At 73.8% G+C, this 19,845-nt stretch carries 22 protein-coding genes; 14 read left to right on the plus strand and 8 right to left on the minus strand.

What is annotated here, in order from left to right:
• Window positions 1-10: 10 nt before the first annotated feature.
• From ACIPW5_RS28385 to ACIPW5_RS28395, 3 genes are all read right to left on the minus strand, one after another.
• Window positions 11-658, minus strand: coding sequence for a DUF5063 domain-containing protein (locus ACIPW5_RS28385; RefSeq protein WP_401250626.1), 648 nt, complete (start codon window positions 656-658; stop codon window positions 11-13).
• Complete coding sequence (gene recR, locus ACIPW5_RS28390) at window positions 651-1,250, minus strand: recombination mediator RecR (RefSeq protein WP_401250629.1); 600 nt, start codon at window positions 1,248-1,250, stop codon at window positions 651-653. The genes ACIPW5_RS28385 and recR overlap by 8 nt, the downstream gene beginning before the upstream one ends.
• A gap of 79 nt (window positions 1,251-1,329) precedes the next feature.
• Window positions 1,330-1,674, minus strand: coding sequence for a YbaB/EbfC family nucleoid-associated protein (locus ACIPW5_RS28395; RefSeq protein WP_401250632.1), 345 nt, complete (start codon window positions 1,672-1,674; stop codon window positions 1,330-1,332).
• 274 nt (window positions 1,675-1,948) lie between these two features.
• Between ACIPW5_RS28395 and ACIPW5_RS28400 the strand changes: the two genes are divergently transcribed.
• Window positions 1,949-2,674 carry an SLATT domain-containing protein gene (locus ACIPW5_RS28400; RefSeq protein WP_401250635.1) on the plus strand — a complete coding sequence of 242 codons (726 nt, stop codon included), beginning with the start codon at window positions 1,949-1,951 and terminating at the stop codon, window positions 2,672-2,674.
• Between the two features lie 68 nt (window positions 2,675-2,742).
• Here the strand turns inward: ACIPW5_RS28400 and ACIPW5_RS28405 are convergent, their stop codons facing one another.
• From ACIPW5_RS28405 to ACIPW5_RS28415, 3 genes are all read right to left on the minus strand, one after another.
• The gene (locus tag ACIPW5_RS28405; protein ID WP_401250638.1) at window positions 2,743-3,393 is read right to left on the minus strand and encodes a hypothetical protein; all 651 of its coding nucleotides are present in this window, start codon (window positions 3,391-3,393) and stop codon (window positions 2,743-2,745) included.
• 100 nt (window positions 3,394-3,493) lie between these two features.
• Window positions 3,494-4,165, minus strand: a complete 672-nt coding sequence (locus tag ACIPW5_RS28410) for a GntR family transcriptional regulator (protein WP_401250640.1) — start codon at window positions 4,163-4,165, stop codon at window positions 3,494-3,496.
• A gap of 108 nt (window positions 4,166-4,273) precedes the next feature.
• On the minus strand, window positions 4,274-5,626 hold the full coding sequence (locus tag ACIPW5_RS28415) for an aspartate aminotransferase family protein (RefSeq protein ID WP_401250643.1): 1,353 nt from the start codon (window positions 5,624-5,626) through the stop codon (window positions 4,274-4,276).
• A 193-nt stretch (window positions 5,627-5,819) separates the two neighbouring features.
• On the opposite strand from ACIPW5_RS28415, the gene ACIPW5_RS28420 reads away from it, so the two are divergent.
• The 5 genes from ACIPW5_RS28420 (at window position 5,820) to ACIPW5_RS28440 (ending at window position 9,967) form a co-directional block, all read left to right on the plus strand.
• Complete coding sequence (locus tag ACIPW5_RS28420; protein WP_401250646.1) at window positions 5,820-6,449, plus strand: DJ-1/PfpI family protein; 630 nt, start codon at window positions 5,820-5,822, stop codon at window positions 6,447-6,449.
• Entirely contained in the window at window positions 6,442-6,918 is a 477-nt protein-coding gene (locus tag ACIPW5_RS28425) for a MarR family winged helix-turn-helix transcriptional regulator (RefSeq protein ID WP_401250649.1), read from the plus strand. The genes ACIPW5_RS28420 and ACIPW5_RS28425 overlap by 8 nt, the downstream gene beginning before the upstream one ends.
• Window positions 6,919-7,109: 191 nt before the next feature.
• Window positions 7,110-8,792: a serine/threonine-protein kinase gene (locus ACIPW5_RS28430; RefSeq protein WP_401250652.1), complete on the plus strand. Its 1,683-nt coding sequence runs from the start codon at window positions 7,110-7,112 to the stop codon at window positions 8,790-8,792.
• A gap of 81 nt (window positions 8,793-8,873) precedes the next feature.
• Window positions 8,874-9,326 (plus strand): nuclear transport factor 2 family protein, encoded by a 453-nt coding sequence (locus ACIPW5_RS28435; RefSeq protein WP_401250654.1) that lies wholly within the window; start codon window positions 8,874-8,876, stop codon window positions 9,324-9,326.
• Between the two features lie 5 nt (window positions 9,327-9,331).
• Complete coding sequence (locus tag ACIPW5_RS28440; protein ID WP_401250656.1) at window positions 9,332-9,967, plus strand: LysE family translocator; 636 nt, start codon at window positions 9,332-9,334, stop codon at window positions 9,965-9,967.
• 22 nt (window positions 9,968-9,989) lie between these two features.
• Here the strand turns inward: ACIPW5_RS28440 and ACIPW5_RS28445 are convergent, their stop codons facing one another.
• Window positions 9,990-10,466, minus strand: a complete 477-nt coding sequence (locus ACIPW5_RS28445; RefSeq protein ID WP_401250879.1) for an HIT family protein — start codon at window positions 10,464-10,466, stop codon at window positions 9,990-9,992.
• Window positions 10,467-10,706: 240 nt separating this feature from the next.
• On the opposite strand from ACIPW5_RS28445, the gene ACIPW5_RS28450 reads away from it, so the two are divergent.
• The 8 genes from ACIPW5_RS28450 to ACIPW5_RS28485 all read left to right on the plus strand — a co-directional run bounded on the left by ACIPW5_RS28450 (window position 10,707) and on the right by ACIPW5_RS28485 (window position 18,928).
• Entirely contained in the window at window positions 10,707-11,636 is a 930-nt protein-coding gene (locus tag ACIPW5_RS28450) for an alpha/beta hydrolase (RefSeq protein ID WP_401250659.1), read from the plus strand.
• Entirely contained in the window at window positions 11,629-12,816 is a 1,188-nt protein-coding gene (locus ACIPW5_RS28455) for an acyltransferase (protein ID WP_401250662.1), read from the plus strand. Before ACIPW5_RS28450 ends, ACIPW5_RS28455 begins: the two co-directional genes overlap by 8 nt.
• A gap of 10 nt (window positions 12,817-12,826) precedes the next feature.
• Window positions 12,827-14,146 carry a sensor histidine kinase gene (locus tag ACIPW5_RS28460; protein ID WP_401250665.1) on the plus strand — a complete coding sequence of 440 codons (1,320 nt, stop codon included), beginning with the start codon at window positions 12,827-12,829 and terminating at the stop codon, window positions 14,144-14,146.
• Window positions 14,143-14,814: a response regulator gene (locus ACIPW5_RS28465; RefSeq protein ID WP_401250667.1), complete on the plus strand. Its 672-nt coding sequence runs from the start codon at window positions 14,143-14,145 to the stop codon at window positions 14,812-14,814. The genes ACIPW5_RS28460 and ACIPW5_RS28465 overlap by 4 nt, the downstream gene beginning before the upstream one ends.
• A gap of 87 nt (window positions 14,815-14,901) precedes the next feature.
• Window positions 14,902-16,230: a sensor histidine kinase gene (locus ACIPW5_RS28470; protein WP_401250670.1), complete on the plus strand. Its 1,329-nt coding sequence runs from the start codon at window positions 14,902-14,904 to the stop codon at window positions 16,228-16,230.
• Window positions 16,227-16,886: a response regulator gene (locus tag ACIPW5_RS28475; RefSeq protein ID WP_401250673.1), complete on the plus strand. Its 660-nt coding sequence runs from the start codon at window positions 16,227-16,229 to the stop codon at window positions 16,884-16,886. The genes ACIPW5_RS28470 and ACIPW5_RS28475 overlap by 4 nt, the downstream gene beginning before the upstream one ends.
• Before the next feature lie 9 nt (window positions 16,887-16,895).
• Window positions 16,896-18,113: a cytochrome P450 gene (locus ACIPW5_RS28480; RefSeq protein WP_401250675.1), complete on the plus strand. Its 1,218-nt coding sequence runs from the start codon at window positions 16,896-16,898 to the stop codon at window positions 18,111-18,113.
• Between the two features lie 116 nt (window positions 18,114-18,229).
• On the plus strand, window positions 18,230-18,928 hold the full coding sequence (locus ACIPW5_RS28485) for an alpha/beta hydrolase (RefSeq protein ID WP_401250678.1): 699 nt from the start codon (window positions 18,230-18,232) through the stop codon (window positions 18,926-18,928).
• A gap of 83 nt (window positions 18,929-19,011) precedes the next feature.
• Here the strand turns inward: ACIPW5_RS28485 and ACIPW5_RS28490 are convergent, their stop codons facing one another.
• The gene (locus tag ACIPW5_RS28490) at window positions 19,012-19,830 is read right to left on the minus strand and encodes a diacylglycerol kinase (RefSeq protein WP_401250882.1); all 819 of its coding nucleotides are present in this window, start codon (window positions 19,828-19,830) and stop codon (window positions 19,012-19,014) included.
• Window positions 19,831-19,845: the final 15 nt, after the last annotated feature.

Here is a 19,845-nt window from a genome sequence, read left to right on the forward strand (position 1 = left end):
CCGGACCGTACTACCTGCGGCCCAGACGGCCGAGTTCCTCGGCCATGACCGCGCCGGCCTGCTCCGCGAGCTCGTCCTCCGCCAGGTCCTCGTCCGTGTCCAGGCCGTCCAGGGCCGCGAGCGGCTGGTCGAGGCGGACGTGGGCGATCAGCGACTGGAGGGCGCGCAGCATGGCCGAGGCCGTCGGGCCCCAGTTGGTGAAGTACGAGAACTGCCACCACCACAGCGCCTCGGTGACCCGGCCCGCCTGGAGGTGGATCAGCCCGTGCCGCAGGTCCGCGACCACGTCGGCCAGGTCGTCGGAGATCCGGTGCGCGACCGGGGCCTTGCGCGGCTCGTACGGGTCGAAGACCTCGGAGTAGACGTCGACGGGCTCCAGCATCAGGGCGAAGCGCTCGCGCAGGTCGTCCACGTCCGGCTCCGGGCCCAGGTCGGGCTCGTAGCGCTCCTCGGGCAGGACGTCCTGGTACGCGCCCAGCCGGCCGCCCGCCAGCAGCAGCTGGGACACCTCCAGGAGGAGGAAGGGGACGGCGCTGTCCGGGTCCTCGCCCTTGGCCACCTCGGTGACCGCGACGATGAAGGACTCGATCTGGTCCGCGATCGAGGCGGCGAAGTCGTCCGGATCCTGTCCCAGGGCGTGCAGCGTTGCGTCAGACATCAAGAAGTCGCCTTCCTTCAAAGGCCCGCCCGAGCGTGACCTCGTCCGCGTACTCCAGGTCTCCCCCGACGGGGAGCCCGCTGGCCAGCCGGGTGACCTTCAGGCCCATAGGCTTGATCATGCGGGCGAGGTAGGTGGCGGTGGCCTCGCCCTCCAGGTTCGGGTCGGTCGCGAGGATCAGCTCGGTGACCGCCCCGTCCGCCAGTCGCGCCAGCAGCTCGCGGATGCGCAGGTCGTCGGGGCCGACGCCCTCGATCGGGCTGATCGCCCCGCCGAGGACGTGGTACTTGCCCCGGAACTCGCGGGTCCGCTCGATGGCGACGACGTCCTTCGGCTCCTCGACCACGCAGATGACCGCCGGGTCGCGGCGCGGATCACGGCAGATCCCGCACAGCTCCTCCTGCGCCACGTTCCCGCACACCGCGCAGAACCGGACCTTCTCCTTGACCTCCAGCAGCGCGTGCGCGAGGCGCCGGACGTCGGTGGGCTCGGCCTGCAGGATGTGGAAGGCGATCCGCTGCGCGCTCTTGGGCCCGACGCCGGGCAGCCTGCCCAGCTCGTCGATCAGGTCCTGGACCACGCCTTCGTACAACGGACTGCCTTCTTTCGTTTCTGCGAGTGGTGCGAATGGAGGGTAGTGGAGGGCGGGGGACGGGGCCCTCCGGGAGGAATCAGAAGGGAAGGCCGGGGATGCCGCTGCCGCCGCCCAGGGACTGGGTCAGCGGTCCCAGCTTCTGCTGCTGGAGCGCCTGAGCGTTCTCGTTGGCGGCCTGGACCGCCGCGACCACCAGGTCGGCGAGGGTCTCGGTGTCTTCCGGGTCCACGGCCTTCGGGTCGATGACGAGGGCGCGCAGTTCACCGGAACCGGTGACGGTCGCCCGCACGAGGCCGCCGCCCGCCTGGCCCTCCACCTCGGCCACGGCGAGCTCCTCCTGCGCCGCGGCGAGGTCCTGCTGCATCTTCTGGGCCTGCTGGAGCAGCTGCATCATGTCGGGCTGGCCACCACCGGGAATCACAGGTACTCACTCCGTACGTCGAAACGGCTGCGGATCGCCTTCGGGGAAGGCTTGGTCAATCCGAGCCTACGTGCTCCCCGGGCGCCGCGCCCTACGCCGGGAGGACCAACTCTTTCGGGTGAGAGACGGGGCGTGCGCGTGCCTGATGGAGCCCTCCTTGTGGGCGGAAAACCCGGGATTCGTTGTCCATCGCGCGTCATTCGAAGGTAGGAAGAGCATGCGCACCATTGCGCACACGCGCACCACACGTCAGCGCAGGCAGAGGGAGTGCCGGGTGAGTCAGCCGGAGATGCAGCCCGAGGGGCCACCCCGGGATCCCGCAGAGGACGGCGACCTTACCGGCCGGCCGTTCCCTCTCGGGGACTGGGGGGAGCCCGCCGAGCGGCTCGACGAGCTCTACCGGCGGGTGGAGGCCGATGCGCTGCGCACGGCGGAGTGGTACCTGTCCGACCGGGCGTGGAAGCGCCGGGGCGCGCGGGCGCTGCGCGCGGGGGCGGCCGTGGGCGCCGTCACGGGCGCGGCGATGCCGCTGCTGGAGCTGACGGGCTCGGCGCCGGGGGCGGCCCCGTACGGCTACCTGTCGCTGCTGCTGGCCGCGGCCTGCATGGCCTGCGACCGGTTCTTCGGGCTGACGTCCGGGTGGATGCGGGACGTGGCGACGGCGCAGGCGGTGCAGCGGCGGCTGCAGACCCTCCAGTTCGACTGGGCCTCGGAGAACGTGCGCGAGGTGCTGGGGCCCACCGAGGGGACGGCCAGCGAGGCCGCCGAGCGGTGCCTGACGGTGCTGCGCCGCTTCTCGGAGGACGTCACGGAACTCGTGCGCTCGGAGACGGCCGACTGGATGGTGGAGTTCCGCGCGGGTCCGGCGCCGCTGCTGATGCAGTCCCTGGCCGGGGCTCCGGCCCGCCCGGACCCGGGCGTCCCCCCGGCCCGCTTCCCGCTGCCGCCGGGGACCCGCCCGAACATGCCGCGCCAGCGGCCTCCGGAGCAGCCGCGCTGAGTCCCGCGGCGCGCCGCTCACGGGGGCGGCGCGCCGACGGGGCCGTACCGGTACGGGGCCGGCGCCGCTCAGCTGAAGATGATCATCGAGCCCTGGCCCAGGCTGCGGGTCGCCGCCGCGTGCAGGCCCAGCCACACGTGCCGCTCCCGGGCGAAGGGGCTCTCGTCGTACGGAATGGGTCCCGCGGGCTCCTCCAGCGCGGTCGGCCCCCCGGGCGGCGCCGGCGCGGCGGGCGGGTTCGCCGGGTCTATCCCGATCGCGGGGGCCACGACGGCCAGCTCCCGCAGCAGGCCCTGGGCCGACCCCAGCGGGCCGCCGCCGGCGAGCAGCTCCTCGTTGGCCAGCGGAGCCGCGAAGTCCACCGGGACGTACGCCCCCGCGTGGTCGTAGTGCCACACCAGGTGGGACTGCTGGGCCGTGGCCTCGAACATCTCCAGCAGCTGCTCGTAGTCCCCGCCCAGCTCGTCCACCGGCGTCACCGGCAGCCCGCAGATCTGCAGCAGGTACGCCCGCCGCAGGAAGTGCAGGGCGTCGTAGTCGAAGCCGGCCACCGGGGCCACGTCCCCGCTCAGGCCGGGCATGTACGCGAACACGGGCACCGACGGCAGACCCGCCTCGCCCAGCGCCTTGTCGTACGAGGCGATCTCTTCCGCGAAGGGGTTGTCGGGGCTGTGGCACAGCACGTCGACAAGGGGGACCAGCCACAGGTCACAGGCCACGCGGGCTCCGATCAGTCGTTGCCGCCGATCGGGCCAGAGTAATGCGCCGGACACGCTCCGCGAAGGGGTGCGCAGAACCCGGGCGGGCGGACCGGCGGCGTCAGAGGCGGGCGGCCCAGTCCAGCCCGTGCTGGTTGTACGCGCGCACGAGGCGGCGCACCTCGTCGGCGTCGGCCAGCGTCACCGCGTCCACCAGCTCGTTGTGCCCGTCCCACAGCGCGTCCCGCAGCTCCTGGGCCCCCTGGAGGTGCGGGACCGAGAAGACCCAGCACTGCACGCGGATGCGGTGCAGGAAGTCCGAGATGTAGGCGTTGCCGACCAGCTCGCTGAGCTCCCGCCAGAAGCGCAGGTCGTAGCCGATCAGCACTTCGAGCGAACCGCTGTGCGCGGCCCGCCGCGCCTCCTCCGCGCGGCGGCGCACGGACACCAGCAGTTCACCCGTGCCGGGCGGGGTGCCGCGTTCGGCGAGGCGCCGGAAGATGCCGTCGAGCACCAGCGTCCGGGCCTCGATCATTCCCCGGAAGTCGTCGACGGTGAAGGCCCGCACGCGGAAGCCCCGGTGCTGCACCGATTCCAGCAGCCCCTGCGCCGAGAGGTCGACCAGCGCCTCGCGGACCGGGGTCGCGGAGACCTCGTACTGCTCGGCGATCTGCTTGACCGTGAACTCGGTCCCCGGGGGGAGACGCCCCGCGAGCACCTCGTCACACAGCGCGTCCGCGATCTGCTGCCGAAGGGTGTTGCGGGTGACACCTCCGCTCCGGCTGCCTGGCATAGGGGTCCGTCTCCTCAGTAGAACTTCGGACACCTTAGGCCAGGCAGCGCGGCCGAAACCGAGCGGTCTACGGCCGGAATGCGGACATAGCGCCCGCTATCCGGATCGTCAGGCGCCGGCGGTGTGCCGGTCGGCCACCGTCAGCGCCTCGTCGAGGAGCGCCAGGCCCTCCTTGGCCTCGGCTTCCGTGACCGTGCACGGCGGCACGACGTGCGTCCGGTTCATGTTGACGAACGGCCACAGACCGGACGCCTTGCAGGCCGCCGCGAATGCGGCCATGGGGGCGTTGTCGGCGCCGGAGGCGTTGTACGGAACGAGCGGCTCGCGCGTCTCCTTGTCGCGTACGAGTTCCAGCGCCCAGAAGACGCCGAGGCCGCGGACCTCCCCGACGGAGGGGTGGCGCTCGGCCAGGTCGGCCAGCCCGGGGGCGATGACCTCGGCCCCGATGCGCGCGGCGTTCCCGACGATGTCCTCCTCCTCCATCGCGTTGATCGTCGCGACGGCGGCGGCACAGGCCAGGGGGTGGCCGGAGTACGTCAGTCCGCCCGGGTAGGGACGGGTGGCGAAGGTCTCGGCGATGGCGGCGGAGATGGCGACGCCGCCGAGCGGCACGTAGCCGCTGTTGACGCCCTTGGCGAAGGTGATCAGGTCGGGGGTGACGTCCCAGTGCTCGGCGGCGAACCACTTGCCGGTGCGCCCGAAGCCCGACATGACCTCGTCGAGGATGAAGACGATGCCGTACCGGTCGCAGAGCTCGCGCACGCCGGCCAGGTAGCCGGGCGGCGGGGTCATGATCCCGGCGGTGCCGGGCACCGACTCCAGGATGATCGCGGCGATGGACGCCGGTCCCTCGAAGGCGATCGTGTCGGCGAGGTGGGCGAGGGCGCGCTCGCACTCCTCCTGCTCGGTGGTCGCGTGGAAGGGCGAGCGGTAGAGGAACGGGCCCCAGAAGTGGACGACGCCGGCGGAGGCGGTGTCCGAGGGCCAGCGGCGCGGGTCGCCGGTCAGGTTGATCGCGGCGGCGGTGGCCCCGTGGTACGAGCGGTACGCGGAGAGCACCTTCTGCCGGCCGGTGTGCAGCCGGGCCATGCGCACGGCGTTCTCCACGGCCTCGGCGCCGCCGTTGGTGAAGAAGATCTTGTCGAGGTCGCCGGGAGTGCGCTCGGCGATGAGGCGTGCGGCCTCGGAGCGGACGTCGACGGCGAAACCGGGCGCGAGGGTGCAGAGCCTGGCGGCCTGCTCCTGCACGGCCGCGACCACCTTGGGGTGCTGGTGGCCGATGTTGGTGTTGACGAGCTGGGAGGAGAAGTCGAGGAAGCGGTTCCCGTCGTAGTCCCAGAAGTACGAGCCCTCGGCCCCGGCGACGGCCAGCGGGTCGATCAGGGCCTGGGCGGACCACGAGTGGAAGACGTGAGCGCGGTCGGCGGCCTTGACGGTCGCGCCGGTGACATGAGGGGTCATGCGGTCACGCTAGAAGTGCGCAGGTGGGAAGGGATATCGGCGGACTGTATGGGGGTGGGGGGCCGCTCTCGGCAGTCTGTCTGCCGGGATATTCGTTGACAGCACACTCCCAAGATGACAGTCTTCTGTCATACCGCTCGTCCGGCCCGCCGGCCGGAACCACTGGAACCACCGGAACCACTGGAGGCGCACCATGACCGAGACCCCCGCCAAGCCCGTCCACCTCGCGGTCTACGACACCTGGGCGGACTGGGAGACCGGACACACCACCGCCCACCTCGCCCAGCGCGGCCACCGGGTCCGCACGGTCGGCTTCGCCGCCGACACCCCGGTGACCACGATGGGCGGCGTCCGGATCCTGCCCGACCTGTCCCTCGCCGACCTGCGCCCCGAGGACTCCTCGCTGCTGATCCTGACCGGCGCCGAGCTGTGGGACTCCGGCGACGAGCTCGCCCCCTTCGCGGCCAAGGCCCGCGAGTTCCTGGCCGCCGGGGTACCGGTCGCGGCCATCTGCGGAGCCACGGCGGGCCTGGCCCGGGAGGGCCTGCTGGACGACCGCCCGCACACCAGCGCGGTCTCGTTCTACCTCGCGGAGCAGCCCGGGTACGCGGGCGCCGGACAGTACGTGGAGGCCGACGCCGTGACGGGCGGGGACCTCATCACGGCGGGCCCGACCGAACCGGTGGCCTTCGCCCGGGAGGTCTTCGCCCGGCTCGGCGTCTACAAGCCGGACGTCCTCGACGCCTGGTACCGGCTCTTCCACGACTCCGACCCGAGCGCGTTCCCGGTGCTGATGGCGGCGGCGGAGGCCGGCGATGCCTGAACCGCTGTCCGGGCGGGAGCGGCAGGACCTGCTCAGCCGCACCGCCCTGGGCGTCTTCCACCTCAACGGCCAGTTCCTCTCCGTCTCCGAGGAACTGGCCCGCCCGGCCGGGCTGACGGCGGCGTGGTGGCAGGTGCTGGGCGCGGTGCTGACGGAGCCTCTGCCCGTGGCGGGCATCGCCAGGACCATGGGCATCACCCGCCAGAGCGTGCAGCGCGTGGCCGACCTGCTGGCCGCCCAGGGCCTCGCCGAGTACGTCCCCAACCCGGCCCACCGCCGCGCGAAGCTGCTCCGCCCGACGGAGGAGGGCCGGGCCGCGATCGCCCGCATCGAACCGGGCCACGCCGAACTGGCCGCCCGGCTGACGGAGGCCCTCGGCGAAGCCGGCTTCGCGGAGACGGTCGCCGTACTGGACCGGCTCTCGGCGGCGCTGGCGGCGGTCACGGCGGAACACCGGGACGGCGCCTGACCCGGCGGACGCGCAACGGAGGGGCCGGGGACGGGACGGGGTGCCGGTCCCGGCCCCGGCCCGCCCCCGCGCCGCACCCCGGAACCGCCCGGCCGGGGCAGGGGCAAACCCCCGTTCCCCCTCCCCCCGCGGAGCGCACCGCACTACGCTCGCCCCGTCCGGCCAGCCCAGGGGGAAGGGACCACCCGGCGATGGAGCAGCTCCACCCCACCGACCCGCACCGCATCGGCCCCTACCGCCTGCTGTCCCGCCTCGGGGCCGGCGGCATGGGCCAGGTCTACCTCGCCCGCTCCGACCGCGGCCGCACCGTCGCCGTCAAGCTCGTCCACCCCGGCCTGGCCCTCCGCGAGGAGTTCCGCTCCCGGTTCCGCCAGGAGGTCTCCGCCGCCCGGCGCGTCGGCGGCGCCTGGACCGCGCCCGTCCTCGACGCCGACACCGAGGCGGCGACCCCCTGGTTCGCCACCGGCTACATCGCCGGACCGAGCCTGCGCCAGGTCGTGGCCCGCGACTTCGGCCCGCTGCCCGCCCGCACCGTACGGATCCTCGCGGCCGGACTCGCCGGCGCCCTCCAGGACATCCACCGCGCCGACCTGATCCACCGCGACCTGAAGCCGTCCAACGTACTGCTCACCATCGACGGACCCCGCGTCATCGACTTCGGCATCGCCCGCCCCCTGGACGAGCCCGACGGCGGGCTGACCCGGACCGGGCAACTGGTCGGCTCCCCCGGCTTCATGGCCCCCGAGCAGGTGCGCGGCGGACCCGTCACCCCGGCCTGCGACGTCTTCTGCCTCGGCGCCGTGCTGGCCTACGCGGCCACCGGGCGGCTGCCGTTCGGCGACGCGGAACACCCCGGCGGGACCGCCGGGCTGCTGCTGCGCATCGTCGAAGCCGAACCGGACCTGGACGGCGTACCGGCCGAACTGCGCGGGCTCGTCGCGGACTGCCTGCACAAGGACCCCGCCGCACGGCCCGGCCCGGGGGCCGTCCTGGCCCGGGTGGGGGCGGGCGACACCGTGGCCGGGGGCCGGGCGCTGGAACCCTGGCTCCCGGCGCCGCTCGTGGCCCAGCTCGGCCGGCAGGCCGCGCAGCTCCTCGACCGCGAGGACTCCGGGCCGGCGGAGGGCCCCCGGCAGCCGGAGCCGGCTCCCGGGCCGATGCCCGGGCCGTGGCCGGTGCCGCCGCCCGCGCCGCTGCCGGACGCTCCGCGCACCGTCCCCGCCACCCTCGCGGCGGCGGTCACCGCCGGTCCCCCGGTCCCCGTCCAGCCGTACGGGCCGCGGCCGGTGGCGCCGCCGGCCCCACCGCCGCCCGCGGCGCGTACGGGCAGCGTGTCGACGGCGCTGCTCGTCGCGGTGGCCGTCGTGGTCGCGGCGGCGGCGGGCGGCACGGTGTACGCGGTGATGAGCGGGGGCTCCGCACCCCGGCCCCCGGTCACGGCCCCCGGCGGCACCGCCTCCGGCGCCACCGCAACGGGCCCCTCCGCGCCGGGTCCCTCCACAGCGGGTTCCGGATCCGGCTCCGCCGGGAGCCCCGGAAGCGGAACCGGGACCGGCCGGCTCCCCCAGTCCTACGCCGGCACCTGGCGGGCCTCGTCCGGCTCCGCCGACTGGCGCCTGACCCTCACCCCCGGAGCCGTCGGCGACCCCGTCATGACCCTGAGCGTCGAGCACCCGGCCTACTCCTGCTCCTGGCGGGCCGCCCTGCGCAGCGGCCCCGACCCGGTGGAGCTCGACGCCTCCGCCGTCACCTCCGGAGCCGCTCCGACCTGTACCCCGGGCGGCTGGAGCCGGCTGCGGCTGCTGCCCGACGGGGGCCTGGTCCGCGAGCTGAGCGGGGGATCCAGTACCCCTCTCACGTATTACAGGGAGTAGTCGGCTGGCGTTTGTGTCGAAGTCAATAAGCCTGCATACAGCGCTTGTTGCGCACGCGGGGCCCATCGCACACTGCCGCACATGGAGCCCTTGAAGGTAGTGGCACAGCTGTGGGAGCGGATCGAGGAACGCGACTGGGACGGCGTGGCCGGGCTCGTCGCCGCGGACGCCGTCATCGAATGGCCGGTCAGCGGCGAGCGGATCGTCGGCAGGGACAACTTCATCGCCGTGCTCCGTGACGAGGGGGACGCCGCCGACGGGTCCGGCGGCGACGGCGGCACCGGCTCGGGAGGGCCGGACGGCTCCTACGAGCGGTCCGTCGGCTCCGTCGAGGTGCTGCGCATCCTCGCCGACGGGGACCTCGTCGTCACCGAGGTGGAGATACCCGAGGACCACGTCCTCTACCGGGCCGTATCCCTGTGGACGGTCCGCGACGGACGGGTCGTCGGCGCCCGGGAGTACTGGACCAGCCCTGGACAGGACCCTGCGCCCCGCTGGAGAGCCGTTTACGTCGAACCCCTGGTGGCAGACTGAGCCGTGTGCTCACGCAACTCGCCGCGGCGACCGGCGTCCTGGCCCTGCTGACCCTCGTACCCGGCCCCGACATGGCCATCGTGACCCGGCGGGCCGTCTCCCGGGGGCGGGCCGACGGGCTGCGGACCGTCGGCGGGATCGCCGTCGGGCTGCTGCTCTGGGGCGCCCTCACCGCGGCCGGGCTCGCGGCCCTGCTCGCCGCCTCGGCCGAGGTGTTCCTGGTGGTCAAGCTCGCGGGTGCGGCGTACCTCTGCTTCCTCGGCGCGCAGTCGCTGCGCCGTCCGGGCGCCGGGACCGCCCTGGACGGCACCGCCGACGACACGGGGGGCCGTCCCGCACCCGGGCGGGGCAGTGCCTGGCGCACCGGCCTGGTCGCGAACGCGCTCAACCCGAAGATCGCCGTGTTCTACACCGGCCTGCTGCCCACCCTCGCTCCGCCGGGCCTGAGCCCGGCGGCGGGGATGGCGCTCCTCGTCCTGGTGCACGTGCTGCTGACGCTGGCCTGGCTGAGCACGTACGTCTACGTCCTGTCGCGCGCCCGGCGGTTCTTCACGCGGCCGCGCGTCCGCCGGACGATGGACCGGGTGACGGGCATCGTCCTGATCGGCTTCGGGGTGCGCGTGGCCACGTCCGCGACGTAGCTCCCGGGTAGGGGTCGGCCCGCTACGGGAGGAGGCGGTCGAGCTCCTCGGTGACGGCGGCCCGCATCCCGTCGTGGCGGGGCGCGAGCGCATGGCGTTCGCCGCGCCAGCACTCCTCGTCCTCGTAGAGCCACACCGGCATCCGGACGAGGTCCTCGGGCTCCCAGTCGTAGCGGGGCCAGATGTGGGCGTGCAGGTACGGGTCGGTGTTCCCGAGGATCTCGATGTTCACGCGGCGGAAGGCCGGGTCGAGCCGGGCGCAGGCCCGCTCGACGGCCTCGGCGAGCCGCTCCAGGTCGGTGAGGTACGCGATCCGGCGCGCCGGGGGCAGGTCGGAGAGCCGGGTCACGGCGGGGTCGTCGGTCAGCAGCACCGAGTACCCGGGCAGGAACTGCCGGTCGCCGATGGCCGCGAAGCCGGAGTCGAGGCGGCGCAGGACGGTGGGGTTCAGCCCCCGGTGCGCGCTGCCGATGCGGTCGTGCCGCCAGTCGTTCTCGATCATCCCCGGACCTTAACGGGGCGTGGTCCGGGCGGATGTGACGGTGCGGGGGCGGGGGCCCGGCTCGTGGAACGGTCGAGATCCGCTGCCGGCTGGCTCTCAGGTACGGGTGGTCATACCTGAGAGCTACCTCTGAAGCCCGCTCCGCAGCGTGACGCAGTCGAGGGGGTCCGATTCCTAACTTCGTTGTCAGAGCGGGCGCCTGCCCGCCGGAGCGAGGGACAGGAAGAGGAATCCGACATGAGCACTGGCAGCCGCCTCCGCCGCACCCTGCTGGCCGGCCTCGTCGCCGCGGCCGTCGTGCTCCCCGTGTCCGCCGCCGCGTCCCCGCGGATACCGGCGCCGGCCCCGGAGGCCGTCTCCGATGCCGCGCCCCTGGAGAGCCGGTACGCCGCGGCCCTCGCCGGCATCGCCGGGGCGGCGCGGACGGCAGAGGACTCGGGCCACGCCGGACGGGCCGCGAAACTGCGGGCGATGGCGGGGCCCGGAGCCCGGTTCTTCGGTTTCGACGGCCGCGGCCAGGGCCGCGCCGTGGAGGTGTTCGGCGACCTGGGCACCGCCGACCGGATCGCGGTCCTGGTGCCGGGATCGGACACGAACCTGGACACCTACCAGCGCTTCCGGGAGGGGGCCCGCTCCCTCCAGCAGCGGCTCCGGGCCGGGCATCCGCGCACCGCGGTCGTCGCCTGGCTCGGCTACGACACCCCCGGCACGGTCAGCACCACCGTCCTGACGGCCGACCGCGCCGACCGGGCCGCGGCGGAACTCGGACCGTTCCTGGCCGGGTTGCGCAGGTTCACCCCGGCCGACGCCCGGATCTCCCTGCTCTGCCACTCGTACGGCTCGGTGGTCTGCGGCCGGACCAGAACCGGCCCTGAGGTCACCGACATGGCCCTGTACGGCAGCCCGGGTACGGGAGCCGCCACCGCGCGGGACCTGCCGACCGGCGCCCGGGTGTGGGCCGGCCGGGGCTCCGGCGACTGGATCGGCCGTGTTCCCCATGTGCGGCTCGGCGGGGTCGGGTTCGGTACCGACCCGGTGGACCCCGCCTTCGGCGCCCGGACCTTCGCGGCCGGCTCCGCCGGGCACAGCGACTACCTCAAGCCGGGCACCGAGTCCCTCGACAGCCTGGCCCGCATCGTCCTCGGACCGGAGGCCCCCCGTGCATAGGCTCCGCACCCGCTGGTCCGCCCTCGCCGAGCGCGTCGACCGGGCGACCCCGGCCGACCGGGACCGCTCGGTGGACGCCCTCCGGGCCCTCGCGATCCTCGGGGTCGTGCTCGGGCACTGGCTCGTGACCTCGCTGACCAGTACCGACGGCGGTCTGCGCGGGGTGAGTCCGCTCGCCCACATGCCCTGGCTGGCCCCGCTGTCCTGGGTGCTCCAGACCCTGGCGGTGTTCTTCCTGGTCGGCGGTCACGTAGCGGCCCAGGGGTACGCGTCGGCGCGGGCGCGCGGGGTCACGTACGGCAGCTGGGTGCGGCTGCGGCTGGGCCGGCTGTTCCGTCCGGTGGCGGCGGTACTCGCGCTGTGGACGCTCATGGCGGGCGGACTGCTGCTGGGCGGGGCCGAGTGGGACACCGTGCGGACCCTGCTCAGGCTGGTGTGGTCGCCGCTGTGGTTCCTGCTGGTGTTCGCCGCGCTGACCGCCGCCACCCCGCTGGTGGTCCGGCTGAGCCCGCTGTGGCCCGCGCTCGTGGTGGCGGGGGTCGACGCGTGGCGGTTCGGCTTCGGCGGGCCCGCGTGGATCGGCTGGGTCAACGTCGCCGCGGGCTGGCTCGTCCCCTACACCCTGGGCGCCGCCTGGGCGCGGGGGGCGTTCGCCCGGCGCCGTCCGGCCCTGCTCCTGCTCGGCGGGGGTGCGGCCGGTGCGGCCGCGCTGGTCCTGTGGGGCGGGTACCCGGCGTCGATGGTGGGGGTGCCGGGCGCGGCGGTGTCCAACCTGAACCCGCCGACGCTGGCCGCCGTCGCCTTCGGGCTGGCCCAGTGCGGGCTGGCGCTGCTGGCGCGCGGGCCGCTGGCGCGGGCCATGCGCCGGCCCCGCACCTGGGCGAAGGTGGCCCTGATGAACCTGTCCGCGATGACGGTGTTCCTCTGGCACCAGACCGCGATGATGTCCGTCACCGCACTGGGGCTGCTGTTCTCCTCCGACCTGCCCGGTCTGCACACCGAGCCCGGCTCGGCGGGCTGGATAGCCGCCCGGCTGCTGTGGCTCCCGGTGTTCGCGGCGGCGCTGGCCGTCTGCTGGGCCGCCTTCCACAGCTATGAGCGGGCACCCCGGCCCCGGGGACCGGTCGAGTCCCTCCGCGACCGGCGTCCTGAATCCGTAGGGGAGTTGTCCCATGCCTAGGGTGACCGACGTGAACGAGCAGAGAGAATCGCGGGCCGAGGGCCCCGTGCGCGACGGCGGCCCCGCACCTCAGGGTGTGGTCCGGCAGCTGTTCGCCTTCGGACGGGATCCGCTGCCCCCGATGAAGCGGCCGCGCTGGCTGAAGCGGCTGCCGCACGCCCTGGTCGTGTACGTCGCGGTCCTCTTCGGTTTCCTGACGTTCACGCAGATCCAGGACAACTACCACGTGCACGATCCGAGCGTGATCGTGCTGTGCCTCTTCACCGGCTTCTCCATCGTCGCCGCGATGTTCCGGCCGGTCGCCGCCTGGTGGCTCGGTCTGGTGACCTCCGGCTTCATCGCCGCCATGATCCACGGCCATGTCGGGCAGGGCCAGACCTGGCCGTGGACCCCCCTCGGGGTCTTCGCCTTCGCCCCGCTGGTGCTGCTGGTGGCCCTGCGCGTGCCGCCGAAGGTGACGGGCGCGGTCGTCGGCATCTCCGTCGCCTGCACCGGTGCCGCCGAGACGCTCTTCAAGCCGGAGCACGGCCAGAGCAGCGCGGTCGGCGCGCTCCTCGTCTTCGGCTTCGCCGGGGTCCTCGGGTACGCGCTGCGGGCGACGCGCCTGGCCCGCGGCCAGCTCGTGGCGCAGGAGAGCCTGACGGAGGAGGAGCGGGCGCGGCGGACGCTGCTGGAGGAGCGCAGCCGGATCGCCCGTGAGCTGCACGACGTCGTCGCCCACCACATGTCGGTGATCTCCATCCAGGCCCAGGTGGCCCCGCACCTGGTGGAGAACCCGTCCCCGGAGCTGAAGGAGAACCTCGCCGGCATCCGGCAGAACGCCCTGGAGGCCCTCACCGAACTGCGGCGCGTGCTGGGCGTGCTGCGCTCTGAGCACGCCGACGATCCGGCGAACCCGCACCACCCGCAGCCCACCCTCGCCGAGCTGGACGGCCTCGTGGACAACGTGCGCGCGGCCGGGCTGGACGTCACGACCGAGAGCGCGGGCATACGGCGGCCGCTGACCCCGGGCGTGGAGCTGACCGCCTACCGGATCGTGCAGGAGGCGCTGAGCAACTGCCTGCGGCACGCCCCCGGTTCCCGGGTGGAGGTCGGCATCGCCTACGGGCCGCGCGAACTGCACCTGTGCGTGGCGAACTCGGCGCCGACCCGGCCGGCCCCGCCCTCGCCCGGTGCCGGGCACGGGCTGCTCGGCATGCGGGAGCGGGCGGGCATGCTGGGGGGCGAACTGGCGGCCGGCCCGCGCCCCGACGGCGGGTACGAGGTGAGCGCCGTGCTCCCCATGGATCCGCCCGGCGGCTCCTCCACAGAGAAGAAGAAGGACGTATGAGCACTCCGATCCGGGTGATGATCGCCGACGACCAGATGATGGTCCGGCAGGGCTTCACCGTCCTGCTGAACGCCGAGCCCGACATCGAGGTGGTCGGCCAGGCGATAGACGGCGCCGACGCGGTCGCCAAGGCCGGGGAGCTCGCCCCGGACGTGGTCCTGATGGACATCCGCATGCCGGGGATGGGCGGCATCGAGGCCACCTCCGTCATCACGGGCACACCGGAATCGGCGGTGAAGGTGCTGGTGCTGACCACCTTCGACCTGGACGAGTACGTGTACGAGGCGCTGCGCGCGGGTGCGTCCGGCTTCCTCCTGAAGGACGCCTCGGCGGACCAGCTGGCCGAGGCCGTGCGGGTGGTCGCGGCCGGGGAGGCCCTGCTGTCCCCGAACATCACGAAGCGGCTGATCACCGAGTTCTCCCGGCTGGGCGCGCCGCGTGCCCCGTCCCGGGCGCGGATCGAGGAGCTGACGGAGCGGGAGACCGAGGTGCTGTCGCTGATCGCCCAGGGCCTGTCGAACGGGGAGATCGCGACGCACCTGGTGGTGGCCGAGCAGACGGTGAAGACGCATGTCGGCCGGATCCTGGTGAAGCTGGGGCTGCGGGACCGGACCCAGGCCGCGGTGTTCGCCTACGAGACGGGTCTGGTCCGTCCGGCGGGCTACTGAGAGCCCCGTGTAGTACCTGAGGGGGACCCCGGGAAATCCCCTTCTGCGGCGACGCGGCCGAGGGGGGCACCGGCCTACGGTTTGGACATGACCGAGACGACCACCGGGGCGACCCCCCGGCCTCCCGAACTGCGGATGGCTTCGGGCCTGATGCAGAGCCTGCGCCACGAGCTGATCACCGACGCCTTCGCCTACCGGCCGCTCCCGCCGATGCGGACGGACGGCCCGCTGGTGCGCCGGCTCCCCGAGGGGATACGGCCGAAGGCGGCCTACCTGCCTCATGCCGTGGTGGTCCTGACGGCGTTCATCGTGACCATGCTCGCCAGCACCGACCACCAGTACGGCGGGCCGTCGGTCCAGTTCGTGGTGGTGGGGCTGCTCGCGGCGGGCCCGGTGCTGATGACCCTGGTGCGTCCCGCGGGGGCGTTCTGGGTGGTGCTGGCGCTGACCACCGCCCTGTCGTTGGTCTCCGACCGGTCGCTGTCCTGGCCCTGGTCGCCCAGCACCTTCCTCGCCACCCTCGCCGTCATGACCTTCGTCGCCGTGCGGCTGCGGCCCCGGGCCGCGGCCTGGATGTGGATCATCACCCTGCTGTACGGGACGGTCCTGCCGATCCTGATCGGCGGCGGGGACGGCACCTCCGTCGCGCCGATGGCCTTCTTCTCCGCGGTGGCCCTGCTGGTGGTGACGGTCCGCAACACGCGCCGGGAGGCCCGGCAGGAGGTCATCGCCGAGCGGGAGGTGACGGCCGTCGAGCGGGACCGGCGGACGCTGCTGGAGGAGCGGACGACCATCGCCCGGGAGCTGCACGACGTGGTCGCGCACCACATGTCGGTGGTGGCGATCCAGGCGGAGGCGGCCCCGTACCGGGTGAAGGAGGCACCGCCGGAGCTGGAGGCCGCCTTCGCCACCATCCGGGAGAACGCGGTGGCGGCCCTGACGGAGCTGCGCCGGGTGCTGGGTGTGGTGCGGTCCGCGGACTACGAGGCCCCGGAGGCCCCGCAGCCGACGCTGGCCGCCCTCGACGGGCTGCTCGCCAATGTGCGGGAGGCCGGCCTGAGCGTGGACAAGACCGTCACGGGTGCGGTGCGCGAGCTGCCGCAGGGCGTGGAGCTGTCGGCGTACCGGATCATCCAGGAGGCCCTGAGCAACAGCCTGCGGCACGCCCCCGGCGCGGCGGCCGAGGTGGAGGTGTCGTACGTCCTGGGCGGCCTGGGGATACGGGTGGTCAACGGTCCGGCGGACGGGGACGTCCCGCCCTCGCCGGGAGCCGGCCACGGGATCACCGGGATGCGGGAGCGGGTGGCGATGCTGGAGGGCGAGATGACCGCCGGGGAGACCGCCTCGGGCGGGTACGAGGTGGCCGTGTTCATACCGGTGCGCAACCGCCCGCAGCCCGAGGAGGAGCCGGCATGACGATCCGGGTGCTGATCGTCGACGACCAGATGATGGTCCGCGAGGGGTTCTCCGTCCTGCTGAACGCGATGGAGGGCATCGAGGTCGTCGGCGAGGCCGTCGACGGCAGGCAGGCCATCGCGCAGGTCGCGGCGCTGGGACCGGACGTGGTGCTGATGGACATCCGGATGCCGGTGATGAACGGCCTGGAGGCGACGCGGCAGATCGTCGCGGCGGACACGGAGGCGAAGGTGCTGGTCCTGACGACCTTCGACCTCGACGAGTACGTGTACCAGGCGCTGCGTGCGGGGGCGTCGGGGTTCCTGCTGAAGGACGCCTCGGCCCGGCAGCTGGCGGAGGGGGTGCGGGTGGTGGCGGCCGGGGAGGCCCTGCTCGCCCCGTCGGTGACGAAGCGGCTGATCGCGGAGTTCTCGAAGCTTCCGGAGGTGCAGAGGGTGACGGACCCCTCGGGGGTGTCGGAGCTGACGGAGCGCGAGACGGAGGTGCTGGTGCTGATCGCGCAGGGCCTGTCCAACGGGGAGATCGCGGACCGGCTGCTGGTCGCGGAGTCCACGATCAAGACGCACGTGAGCCGGATCCTGGTGAAGCTGGGCCTGCGGGACCGTACGCAGGCCGCGGTGTACGCCTACGAGACACGGCTGGTGACGCCTGCTTAGGGTGCGGGGATGCGCTTTGATCCGTGGGATGCCGCCTTCGTCGCCGATCCGTACCCCGCCTACCGGGAGTTGAGGGAGCAGGGTCGGGCGGTGTGGTGCGGGGCGACGGGGCAGTGGCTGGTCCCGCACTACGCCGATGTGAGTGCGCTGCTGCGGGACCGGAGGCTGGGGCGCACGTACCTCCACCGCTTCAGCCACGAGGAGTTCGGGCGCGAGGCGCCGCCGCCGGAGCACGAGCCGTTCCACGTGCTCAACGGGAACGGCCTGCTGGACCTGGAGGACCCCGCGCACGCCCGGGTGCGGCGGCTGGTGTCGAAGGCGTTCACCCCGCGGATGGTGGAGCGGCTGGCGCCGTCGGTCGAGCGGCTGGCGCGGGAGCTGGTGGGCGGGCTGCGGGCGGCCGGCGGCGGGGACCTGCTCACCGCCGTGGCGGAACCGCTGCCGGTGGCGGTGATCGCGGAGCTGCTGGGGGTCCCGGAGGCGGACCGGGGGCTGTTGCGGCCCTGGTCGGCGGACATCTGCGGGATGTTCGAGCTGCGGCCGGACGAGGAGACCGCGCGGCGGGCGGTGACGGCGAGCGTGGAGTTCAGCGCGTACCTGCGGGAGCTGATCGCCGAGCGCCGCAAGGAGCCCGGCACGGATTTGATCTCCGCGCTGATCGCCGCCCACGATGAGGAGGGCCGGCTCAGCGAGCAGGAGATGATCTCTACCTGCGTCCTCCTGCTGAACGCCGGGCACGAGGCGACCGTGAACACCACGGTGAACGGCTGGTGGGCCCTGTTCCGCAATCCCGGGCAGCTCGCGGCCCTGCGCGCGCACCCGGGACCTGCGGGCGCGGAAAAGTTGTCCACAGCTGTGGATGAACTGATGCGCTACGACACGCCCCTCCAGATGTTCGAGCGCTGGGTGCTCGACGACATCGAGGTCGGGGACACCGTGATCCCCCGCGGGGCCGAGGTGGCGCTGCTGTTCGGGTCCGCGAACCGGGACCCCGCGCGCTTCGAGGACCCGGACGTGCTCGACCTCGGGCGGACGGACAACCCGCACCTGACCTTCGGGGCCGGGATCCACTACTGCCTGGGCGCGCCCCTGGCCCGGCTGGAGCTGGCGGCCTCGTTCGGGGCCCTGCTCGACCCGGACGGCCCGCCGATGCGGCTGGTGAGGGAGCCGCGGTGGCAGGACGGCTATGTGATCCGGGGGCTGCGGGAGCTACTGGTGGAGTTCTAGGGGGTGTCCGGACGGCCGGGAACCCGGCCCGGGGTCCGTCCGGTGGCGGGGACCGCGGCGGCTGCCTAGCGTGAAGCGGACGCACCCCCCGACCCGCCGCGAGAAGAGGCACCCCCATGTCCGAAAAGCCCGCCATCGTCCTGGTCCACGGATTCTGGGGCGGCGCCGCCCACTGGGCCAAGGTCATCACCGAGCTGCACCGTCGCGGCCACCGCGACCTGCACGCGGTGGAGAACCCGCTGACCTCGCTGGCCGACGACGCCGAACGCACCCGCAAGATGGTCCGGCAGATCGACGGACCGGTGGTCCTGGTGGGCCACTCGTACGGGGGCGCCGTCATCACCGAGGCCGGCGACCTGCCGAACGTCTCCGGGCTGGTCTACATCGCGGCGTTCGCGCCCGACGCCGGGGAGAGCCCGGGCGCGATCACCGAGCAGCACCCCCCGGCGGCCTTCGCGAACATCGCGCCGGACTCGGACGGTTACCTGTGGCTCAAGCAGGACAAGTTCCACGAGAGCTTCGCGCAGGACCTGACGCCCGAGGAGGCACTGGTCATGGCGGTGACGCAGAAGGCCCCGCTGGGATCCACCTTCGGCGACAACATCACCGCCCCGGCCTGGCGCACGAAGCCGTCCTGGTACCAGGTGTCCGCCCAGGACCACATGATCCACCCGGACAACCAGCGGCGGATGGCCGAGCGGATGAACCCCCGCAAGACGATCGAGCTGGACTCCTCGCACGCCTCCCTGGCCTCCCAGCCGGGCCCGGTGACCGACCTGATCGAGGCCGCCGCGAACGAGGCGGCCGGCCGGTAGGGCGCTTCCGCGGCGTTACGGGGCGGGCCGGACCCACCGGCCCGCCCCCACCGGACGCCCCACCGGACGCCCCGCCGGGCACCTCACCTCGGCAGCGTCAGCGACCAGGCCGCCCGCCGCACCGTCCACGTGCGCCGCCGCACCGGCCCGGCCAGGGCGTGGTCGGCCCGGTAGCGGAAGTCCTCGCCGGACGCCCCGACCGCCCCGGACACCGTGACCGCCTCCGCGCACCCCCGCAGCGGCGGCGCCCCCGACAGCCGGACCACCACCTCGGCCGGCCCCGCACCGCCCCCGGCCGTCCGTACGGCCACGTCCTCCACCGGGCGGTCCCCGTCGGCCAGCACCACCCCGTCGACCTCCACCCGCAGCCGGTGCACCGGCCACGCGGGCGCCGCCGGGCTCGGCAGCAGCGTCCGCAGCAGCGAGCGGTAGCCCCCGCCGCGTCGTACGGCCGACGCCGGCGGGCTGATCCGCAGGCCCCCCAACACCACCCCGCCGCCGTCGTCCACCAGCAGGTCCCGCGGGCGCGCCGGCCCGTCCAGCGCCGTCCTCGCCGCCAGCACCGCCGACAGCGGCACCCCGAGCGACCGGGCCAGCGCCAGCGCCCCCGGCGGCCCCACCGGGATCAGCGAAACCACCCTCTCGCCGGGCTCCGGCTCCCGGTGCAGCAAGCCCACGGCCCGCACCAGCGCCCGGTCGTCGCCCACGATCACCGGCCGCCGATGACCCCGGCGGGCGAGCGCCCGCGCAAATTCCTCCTGTGAATCCGGGAGGCAGATTTTCGCCGCCGCTCCCGCTGACAACACATCCTTCGCGATGCGCACGGACTCACCGTCAAGACGACGGGCGACCGGGTCGACGAGCACGAGCAGGCCGCCTACCGGCGCGCCCGCATGGCTCATGGCGGGCTCTGGAGC

It is taken from the genome of Streptomyces sp. NPDC090077 (assembly GCF_044747545.1).
Taxonomy (GTDB): Bacteria; Actinomycetota; Actinomycetes; order Streptomycetales; family Streptomycetaceae; genus Streptomyces.